Source organism: Streptomyces sp. NPDC002133 (genome assembly GCF_040296405.1).
Taxonomy (GTDB): domain Bacteria; phylum Actinomycetota; class Actinomycetes; order Streptomycetales; family Streptomycetaceae; genus Streptomyces.
In genome coordinates, this window is record NZ_JBEOXF010000019.1 from 113,376 (window position 1) to 121,774 (window position 8,399).

The window sequence follows — 8,399 nt, forward strand, 5'->3', positions numbered from 1 at the left end:
GGCCGGGCGCCGCGGCATCAGCACGGACGCTTGCGCAGCTCCATCACGTAGTCGTGCGGCGCGCCCGCCGACTCGGCCGCGTCGGCGATCTCGCCCAGATAGCGCGCGGACGGCAGCCCGCCCTCGTATCCGTTCAGCACGTACACCCAGGCGGGCTCCTCGCCGTCCAACGTGTGCACGCGCACCCGCATCCGCCGGTAGATGTCGAGGCCGACACCCTCCCAGCGGTCCATGGAGTCCTCGTCCAGCGGTGCGATGTCGTACAGCGCGACGAAGACCTGGGAGCGCGGCGCCTCCACGATCGTGGCCAGCGCACCTTCCCAGCCCATCTGCTCCCCGCCGAACGTCAGCCGCCAGCCGTTGAGCCAGCCCGTGCCGCGCAGCGGGGAGTGCGGGGCGCGGCGGGTCATCAGCCGCGCGTCGAGGTTGCCGGCGTACGCGGCGTAGAGCGACATGGGATCGAGGGTACGGGAGGGGGAGCGGAGACCGCCTGTCCCGCCGACCTGTCCCGCTCACCCCGCATGGCGCCCCGCCGCGGCACCACGCCCGGCGCGGACCGGCTCCGGGCCCCGGCGCGAAGCACCTTGAGGCGTGCGGGACAATGGGTTCGACCGACCACCCGGCAGAGCGAGAGCGCGAGGCGTAACCCCAGTGACCCGGATCGTGATCATCGGTGGCGGACCCGGCGGATACGAGGCGGCCCTGGTGGGCGCCCAGCTCGGCGCGGAGGTGACCGTCGTCGACTGCGACGGCCTCGGCGGCGCGTCCGTCCTCACCGACTGCGTACCCTCGAAGACCCTGATCGCCACCGCCGAGGTGATGACGAACTTCGACTCCTCGCACGAGGAGCTCGGCATCATCGTCGCGGACGACACCCCGCACATCGAGCAGGCTTCCCGGATCGTCGGCGTGGACCTCGGCAAGGTCAACCGACGGGTGAAGCGGCTCGCGCTCGCCCAGTCCCACGACATCACCGCATCCGTCACGCGTGCGGGCGCCCGCGTCATGCGCGGCCGGGGCCGGCTCGACGGACAGCAGGCCATGGACGGCTCCCGCCAGGTGGTCGTCACCGCGGCGGACGGCAGCGAGGAGCGCCTCACCGCCGACGCCGTGCTGCTCGCGACCGGCGGTCACCCGCGCGAGATCCCGGACGCGCAGCCCGACGGGGAGCGCATCCTCAACTGGACCCAGGTGTACGACCTGACCGAGCTCCCCGAAGAGCTCATCGTGGTCGGCTCCGGTGTCACGGGCGCCGAGTTCGCCGGTGCGTACCAGGCACTGGGCTCGCGGGTCACTCTGGTCTCCTCGCGCGACCGCGTGCTCCCGGGCGAGGACCCGGACGCCGCGGCCGTCCTGGAGGACGTGTTCCGGCGGCGCGGCATGAACGTCATGGCCCGCTCCCGCGCCCAGTCCGCCAAGCGTGTCGGCGACCGCGTCGAGGTGACCCTGGCCGACGGCCGTGTCATCTCCGGCACGCACTGCCTCATGGCTGTCGGCGCGATCCCCAACTCCGCGGGGATGGGCCTGGAGGAGGCCGGCGTCCGCCTCACCGAGGCCGGCCACATCTGGACCGACAAGGTCTCCCGCACGTCCGCGCCGGGCGTGTACGCCGCGGGTGACGTCACCGGGATCTTCGCGCTGGCCTCGGTCGCCGCGATGCAGGGCCGGATCGCGATGTACCACTTCCTGGGCGACGCGGTGGCCCCGCTGAACCTCAAGACGGTCTCCTCGAACGTCTTCACCGACCCCGAGATCGCGACGGTCGGCTACACGCAGGCGGACGTCGACGGCGGCGTCATCGACGCCCGTGTCGTCAAGCTGCCGCTGCTGCGCAACCCGCGGGCGAAGATGCAGGGCATCCGGGACGGCTTCGTCAAGATCTTCTGCCGCCCGGGCACCGGAATCGTGGTCGGTGGTGTGGTCGTGTCCCCGCGTGCGTCGGAACTGATCCACCCCATCTCGATCGCGGTCGACAACAATCTGACGGTCGAACAGATCGCAAACGCTTTCACCGTGTACCCCTCGCTGTCGGGCTCGATCGCAGAGGTGGCACGCCAGTTGCACACGCGGAAGACGACGAGCGTGGTGTAAGCCGGGCCAATCGCGGCCAAGCGGGACGATCTCGCGAGGCAGTTCGGCGTCGCCTTATCACATTTCGTTCCGCGGTGTGCGCAACTTCGCCAATTCGGCGCATAGTGCTGAAAACTATCGGCCGCTGGGGTTACTGTCAGTTTCGTGTTCGCTGCAGAACGTCGTCAATTGATCCTCGAAATGGTGCGGGCCAACGGGGCGGTTTCGCTCCGTGAGCTCGCCCGCGTCGTCCAGACCTCCGAAGTGACCGTACGGCGCGACGTGCGGGCACTGGAGGCAGAAGGACTCCTCGACCGCCGGCATGGCGGTGCGGTACTGCCGGGCGGATTCACGCGAGAGTCCGGCTTCCCGCAGAAATCCCATCTCGCTACCGCGGAGAAGACGGCCATCGCCGACGCAGCCGCGGCCCTGGTCGAAGAAGGCGAGGCCATCGTGGTCGGCGCGGGGACGACCACGCAGGAGCTGGCGCGCCGGCTCGCGCGGGTCCCGGGGCTGACCGTGGTCACCAACTCCCTGCTGGTGGCGCAGGCGCTGGCACATGCGAACCGTGTCGAGGTCGTCATGACCGGAGGCACGCTGCGTGGCTCGAACTATGCGCTGGTCGGCAGCGGGGCGGAGCAGTCGCTGCAGGGGCTGCGGGTCTCCCGGGCCTTTCTGTCGGGCAGCGGGCTGACCGCGGAGCGCGGGCTCTCCACGTCCAACATGCTGTCGGCGAGTGTGGACCGGGCGCTGGTCCAGGCCGCGGCGGAGGTGGTGGTCCTCGCGGACCACACCAAGCTGGGCACGGACACGATGTTCCAGACGGTGCCGACGGATGTGATCACGCGGCTGGTGACGGACGAGCCGCCGCCGCACGACGACCGGGCGGCGACGGAGCTCCAGGCGCTTGCGGACCAGGGGGTCCAGGTCGCGGTGGCCGGAGGCGGTGAGAGCGCGCGCCCTCGCCGTGAGGTCCCGCTCCCGGGCCAGCGCCGTACCCACCCCGGCCTGCGCCCGGCCCCCGCGGCGGCGGCCCTCACGGCGGACCAGCCGGACCGCGTGCGGGTGGCGGACCTCCGACGCCGCTGATCACTCACGGGGGGCTGACGCCCCCCGTGCCCCCGCGGCCGCCCCCGGACGGGGCGGCCCGGTACCGCGAGGTGCGGGTGATCCGATACGGCGGGGTGCGACCGGGCCGGGCGGGGTGCGGGGTGACCCGGTGCCGCGCCGGAGTCCGGGGGCCGTCTTCCAGCGCGGGACGGGCTGGGTGTGACGGGTCACCCGGGGTCGGATCGATTGCCGTCGGGGTCCGCTCCGGGGCTCGTGTCATGGACTGCCGGGCCGCACCGCGCTCCGCGCGAGCTGCGGGCGCGTTTACGTCCAGAACACTCCCCCTGTGCGTCCCCCTCGGGGGCCGGACCCGGTGGCTCGGCCCGGTGTGCGGGCACCCCCTGGTTCGTGGGTGGTTCTACGCGCTGCCGTCCTGCCGGCGGTTCATGGGCAGTCGTTCCGCAAGGGGCGGGTCGGCGCAAACCATTCTCCGGGCGGCAGCGGGCCCGCACAGCCCCGCCTCGTCAGGGCCTCAAGCCCCGTAGCGTCAGCGTCAGCAGACGGTCCGGGAGGTCCGGGTCGTCCGGGGCCTGCTCCGCGGCCAGGGCGATCGCGTTGGTGAGCTGCATGAGGTCGTCGATCGACACATCGGCGCGGACCGTGCCCGTCTCCTGGGCGCGCGCCAGGAGTTGGGCGCCCGCTTCGCGAAGGGGGACACTGCACTGGGACAGGGACGCGGACATGAGCGCACGTGCCACGCCCCGGTACTCACCCGCATGGGTGATGATGGCGCGCAGCCATTCCACGAGCGCCGCGCACGGCTGCTCCGCCGAGGCCAGCTCCCCCGACCGCTCCAGCAGCGTCGCCAGCGCCTCCTGGAAGACCGCGTTCATGAGGGCATGGCGGTTCGGGAAGTGCCGGTACAGCGTCCCGATGCCGACACCCGCCCGCCGCGCGATGTCCTCGAGCGACGCGTCCGTCCCGTGCTCCGCGAAGGCGGCACGCGCCTCGACGAGCAGCCGCTCGTAGTTGCGGCGCGCGTCGGCCCGCATCGGCCGGGCCGTACCCGTCTCCGTACCGGCCTCCGTACTCGTGCCCGTGCTCGTGGTCATGGCATCCAGAATGCCGTACGTCCTTGCGCACGTGTGGGCCTGCCGGATGTACCCGGCAGGCCCACACAGAGACGCACAGAGGCGAGGCTCAGTCCTTGATCTCGCAGATCACCGCGCCGGACGTGAGCGACGCGCCCACTTCCGCCGCCAGTCCCTTGATGGTCCCGGAGCGGTGCGCGTTCAGCGGCTGCTCCATCTTCATCGCCTCGAGCACGACGACGAGGTCGCCCTCCTTGACCTCCTGGCCCTCCTCGACCGCGACCTTGACGATCGTGCCCTGCATCGGGGAGGCGAGGGTGTCGCCCGAGGCGGCGGGGCCGGACTTCTTCGCGACGCGGCGCTTCGGCTTCGCGCCACCCGCCGCGGCCGTACGCGCGAGCGTCATGCCCAGCGACGACGGCAGCGAGACCTCGAGCCGCTTGCCACCGACCTCGACGACGACCGTCTCGCGGCCCGGCTCATCCTCCGCCTCGATGTCGACCGGAGCGGCGAAGGGCTTGATGTCGTTGACGAACTCGGTCTCGATCCACCGGGTGTGGATCGTGAACGGGTTGCCGTCGGCCGGTGCGAACGCGGGGTCGACGACGACCGCACGGTGGAACGGGATGGCCGTGGCCATGCCCTCCACCTGGAACTCCGCCAGCGCCCGCGCCGCACGCTGCAGCGCCTGCTCGCGCGTCGCGCCGGTGACGATGAGCTTGGCCAGCAGCGAGTCCCACGCGGGGCCGATGACCGAGCCGGTCTCCACGCCCGCGTCGAGCCGGACACCCGGGCCGGACGGCGGGACGAAGGACGTCACCGTGCCGGGTGCGGGAAGGAAGTTGCGGCCCGGGTCCTCGCCGTTGATGCGGAACTCGAACGAGTGGCCGCGCAGCGCCGGGTCGTCGTAGCCGAGCTCCTCGCCGTCGGCGATCCGGAACATCTCGCGCACCAGGTCGATGCCGGTGACCTCTTCGGTGACCGGGTGCTCCACCTGAAGCCGGGTGTTGACCTCGAGGAAGGAGATCGTGCCGTCCGTGCCGACGAGGAACTCGACGGTGCCGGCGCCGACGTAACCGGCCTCCTTGAGGATGGCCTTGGAGGCGCGGTACAGCTCCGCGTTCTGCTCGGCGTTCAGGAACGGCGCGGGCGCCTCCTCCACCAGCTTCTGGTGGCGGCGCTGGAGGGAGCAGTCACGCGTCGACACGACGACGACGTTGCCGTGCTGGTCGGCGAGGCACTGGGTCTCCACGTGCCGCGGCTTGTCCAGGTACCGCTCGACGAAGCACTCGCCGCGGCCGAAGGCGGCGACGGCCTCGCGCACCGCGGAGTCGTACAGCTCGGGCACTTCCTCCAGCGTGCGGGCGACCTTCAGGCCGCGTCCGCCGCCGCCGAAGGCGGCCTTGATGGCGATCGGGAGTCCGTGCTCCTTGGCGAACGCGACGACCTCATCGGCCCCCGAGACCGGGTCGGGCGTTCCGGCGACGAGCGGAGCCCCGGCGCGCTGGGCGATGTGACGGGCCGCCACCTTGTCGCCCAGATCGCGGATCGCGGCCGGCGGCGGGCCGATCCAGGTCAGGCCCGCGTCGATGACGGCCTGTGCGAATTCGGCGTTCTCGGAGAGGAAGCCGTAGCCGGGGTGGATCGCGTCGGCACCCGAATCGGCGGCGGCCTGCAGGACCTTGCCCATGTCCAGATAGCTGGTCGCCGGGGTGTCACCGCCCAGGGCGAACGCCTCGTCGGCCGCGCGGACGTGCAGTGCGTCACGGTCCGGATCGGCGTAGACGGCTACGCTCGCGATCCCGGCGTCCCGGCATGCACGGGCAACGCGGACAGCGATCTCGCCTCGGTTGGCGATGAGCACCTTGCGCACGATGGCTCCCTCCTTGCTGTGTTATCCCGGGGGATGCCACCCCCGGTGTGCGGCTACGCCGCGGGCCGGCCTCCGGCCGGACTCGTTCACCCGGCCGAAGCACTCGGCGGGTCACCGCGCCGAAGACTTCGCTGAAACACGCTGAGTTTAGGGACTACCGACACGACGTTTCGACCCGTTCCCAGTCGTGAGCTTGCCCACACGGAGGGTGAAACGGGCCGCACCCGTGGCGCGAAACCCCTTGTCGCACCACGGTACGCCGGGTTCCTGCTGAGCAGCGTAGCCCCCGGATGTGGTCAAGGTCTCTGCGTAGGCGGTCAGCGGCGCGACACGTTTCTTTGTGGAGTCCCTACGAATGGCCGAATGATTCTTTGCCTGTGTCCGGGCCCTTGTCCGGAGGTTTACCCGTTAGTAGCGTTCGCGATGTCGTTCGTACTGCAGGTAACAGACGCTCGGAAACGAACCGGAACTGAGGGGTGGGCGCCGTGGCGCGCAGACCGGTGGCCGTAGTGGCCGCGCTCGTGCTCTTCCTGGAAGCCGTGGGGATCGTGGCGATCAACGGCATCCTCGCCACCGTCGTGGACAACCAGAGCATGTCCCTGGACGGCCTGGACCCCGATGTCATGTCGACCAGCACGTGGGTGATGGGCGGCGTCTTCGGCGCCTACCTCGCCTCCTGCGGGCTGGTCCTGCTGCTGGCAGGCCTGCGCGACCGCGCGCCGGGCCGCTTCGGACGGATCCTGCTGATCGTCTGTGCGGCCGTGCACGGCGTGCTGGGCGCGCTGTGCGTCGGACTGGTCGGCTGGTCCGCCTTCGCGTTCATGATGGTGGTGCTGGGCCTGATCGTCCTGACGCTGCTGGCGTACGAGAAGGGCGAGTCGGCCGGCCCGGGAACAGCGGATCCGGCGGACGGCTCCGCCCCGGCGAACACGAACGTCCCGGCGACGACGGACGGGACGGCGGCGACGGACGGGACGGCGCCCGCGTAGCCCTCGCGCGCGACGCGGACCTGCGGCGCCCCCGGTCGGCGGCGACGAACGGGACGGCGCCCGCGTAGCCCTCGCGCGCGACGCGGACCTGCGGCGCCCCCGGGCTCGGCTCGCTGGGGCTCGGCTCGCTCAGGTCCAGAGGTCGGTGATCCGGATCCCCAGCTCGCCGAGCAGCCGCCGCAGCAGCGGCAGCGACAGCCCGATGACATTGCCGTGGTCGCCCTCGATCGAGTCGACGAACGGTGCCGAGCGGCCGTCCAGCGTGAACGCGCCCGCCACGTGCAGCGGTTCGCCGCTCCCGACGTACGCGGCGATCTCGTCGTCCGTCGGGTCGCCGAAGTTCACCGTGGTCGAGGCGGTCGCGGAGGCGCGGCGGCCGGTGGCGGTGTCGATGACGCAGTGACCGGTGCGCAGGACGCCCGCGCGGCCGCGCATGGCCTTCCAGCGGGCCGTGGCCTCCTCCGCGTCGGCCGGCTTGCCCAGGGCCTCGTCGTCGAGCTCCAGCACGGAGTCGCAGCCTATGACCAGCGCCCCGGCGGCCTCGGCGCGGCCCGCGACCGCGTCGGCCTTCGCCTCGGCGAGCACCAGGGCCAGCTCTCCCGGGCTCGGGGCGGTCAGGGCGTCCTCGTCGACACCGCTGACCACGACCTCGGGGGACATCCCGGCGTTGCGGATCAGTGCGAGGCGGGCGGGCGATGCGGAGGCGAGGACGAGGCGGCGCGGCTGTTCGGTCATGCGGGCCATCGTAGGCGGCGGGGCGCACGGCGGTCCGGGGATCCTGGGTCGTGGAGTCCGTGGTCCCTGCCGGCGCGGGCTTCAGCGCAGACCCACGACGCACATCGCGACGATCATCGCGAGCGCCAGCAGAATCCCCGCTCGGCGCATCTTCACCTGCATGTCGCGCATGTCCTCGGGGGGTTCGTTCTCGGGGTCGGACCACAGCATCCTTCGATCGTGCTGCTGTGACGTCCGGGGCGCCTGAGTATCCGTACTCAGGCGCCCCGGTACCGAGGGACTAGTTCCGTTCCGGGCCGGCAGCCCGGTGTGCCGGCCGTCGAAGCGCCGGACGGGCGCGGCATGAGCCCGTCCGGCCGCCCGAGGGCACGCACTGACTAACCGGGCCAGAACGTGCGCGTCCAGGCCCGCGGGCCCGGGCGCAGGGCGCGTGCCCGTGCGATGCGGGCAGGATCCGACCACTCCTCCGGCACCCTGGGCGCGCCGGGCGCGCCGGTCCGGGGCCGTGGTCCGTACCCCCGTACCGGTAGCCGGGCGGCAGTCACGGCACCTGCGCAGCGCCTGTAGCCACATCAGCTGTGGAGATCGTGC

9 protein-coding genes are annotated in these 8,399 nt (G+C 71.9%); 3 read left to right on the forward strand and 6 right to left on the reverse strand.

Annotated elements, in window-relative coordinates; translation table 11 throughout:
* Positions 1-17: 17 nt before the first annotated feature.
* Positions 18-455, reverse strand: coding sequence for a gamma-glutamylcyclotransferase family protein (locus ABT078_RS20195; protein WP_018889198.1), 438 nt, complete (start codon positions 453-455; stop codon positions 18-20).
* 196 nt (positions 456-651) lie between these two features.
* Here ABT078_RS20195 and ABT078_RS20200 point away from each other — a divergent pair, with 196 nt between their 5' ends.
* Together ABT078_RS20200 and ABT078_RS20205 are read left to right on the forward strand one after the other, a co-directional pair.
* Positions 652-2,091: an NAD(P)H-quinone dehydrogenase gene (locus ABT078_RS20200; RefSeq protein ID WP_351229519.1), complete on the forward strand. Its 1,440-nt coding sequence runs from the start codon at positions 652-654 to the stop codon at positions 2,089-2,091.
* A gap of 180 nt (positions 2,092-2,271) precedes the next feature.
* Positions 2,272-3,159 carry a DeoR/GlpR family DNA-binding transcription regulator gene (locus tag ABT078_RS20205; protein WP_502981261.1) on the forward strand — a complete coding sequence of 296 codons (888 nt, stop codon included), beginning with the start codon at positions 2,272-2,274 and terminating at the stop codon, positions 3,157-3,159.
* Positions 3,160-3,644: 485 nt separating this feature from the next.
* Here ABT078_RS20205 and ABT078_RS20210 read toward each other — a convergent pair whose 3' ends face one another.
* Positions 3,645-4,172, reverse strand: coding sequence for a TetR/AcrR family transcriptional regulator (locus ABT078_RS20210; protein WP_502981262.1), 528 nt, complete (start codon positions 4,170-4,172; stop codon positions 3,645-3,647).
* A 148-nt stretch (positions 4,173-4,320) separates the two neighbouring features.
* The gene (locus tag ABT078_RS20215; RefSeq protein WP_351229525.1) at positions 4,321-6,084 is read right to left on the reverse strand and encodes an acetyl/propionyl/methylcrotonyl-CoA carboxylase subunit alpha; all 1,764 of its coding nucleotides are present in this window, start codon (positions 6,082-6,084) and stop codon (positions 4,321-4,323) included.
* Positions 6,085-6,560: 476 nt separating this feature from the next.
* Here ABT078_RS20215 and ABT078_RS20220 point away from each other — a divergent pair, with 476 nt between their 5' ends.
* Positions 6,561-7,073, forward strand: coding sequence for a hypothetical protein (locus ABT078_RS20220; protein WP_351229527.1), 513 nt, complete (start codon positions 6,561-6,563; stop codon positions 7,071-7,073).
* Positions 7,074-7,202: 129 nt separating this feature from the next.
* Here the strand turns inward: ABT078_RS20220 and ABT078_RS20225 are convergent, their stop codons facing one another.
* The 3 genes from ABT078_RS20225 to ABT078_RS42730 form a co-directional block, all read right to left on the reverse strand.
* Complete coding sequence (locus ABT078_RS20225) at positions 7,203-7,817, reverse strand: Maf family protein (protein WP_351229529.1); 615 nt, start codon at positions 7,815-7,817, stop codon at positions 7,203-7,205.
* A 72-nt stretch (positions 7,818-7,889) separates the two neighbouring features.
* Complete coding sequence (gene mmpB / locus ABT078_RS20230) at positions 7,890-8,018, reverse strand: morphogenic membrane protein MmpB (RefSeq protein ID WP_351229531.1); 129 nt, start codon at positions 8,016-8,018, stop codon at positions 7,890-7,892.
* 167 nt (positions 8,019-8,185) lie between these two features.
* Complete coding sequence (locus ABT078_RS42730) at positions 8,186-8,353, reverse strand: acyl-CoA carboxylase subunit epsilon (RefSeq protein WP_502981257.1); 168 nt, start codon at positions 8,351-8,353, stop codon at positions 8,186-8,188.
* Positions 8,354-8,399: the final 46 nt, after the last annotated feature.

What these genes read in the sequence shown, in the direction of transcription:
- ABT078_RS20210 (WP_502981262.1), bottom strand. Translation starts at nt 4,172, where the DNA reads ATGCGGGCCGACGCGCGCCGCAACTACGAGCGGCTGCTCGTCGAGGCG.
- ABT078_RS20195 (WP_018889198.1), bottom strand. Translation starts at nt 455, where the DNA reads ATGTCGCTCTACGCCGCGTACGCCGGCAACCTCGACGCGCGGCTGATG.
- mmpB (WP_351229531.1), bottom strand. Translation starts at nt 8,018, where the DNA reads ATGCTGTGGTCCGACCCCGAGAACGAACCCCCCGAGGACATGCGCGAC.
- ABT078_RS20225 (WP_351229529.1), bottom strand. Translation starts at nt 7,817, where the DNA reads ATGGCCCGCATGACCGAACAGCCGCGCCGCCTCGTCCTCGCCTCCGCA.
- ABT078_RS20205 (WP_502981261.1), top strand. Translation starts at nt 2,272, where the DNA reads ATGGTGCGGGCCAACGGGGCGGTTTCGCTCCGTGAGCTCGCCCGCGTC.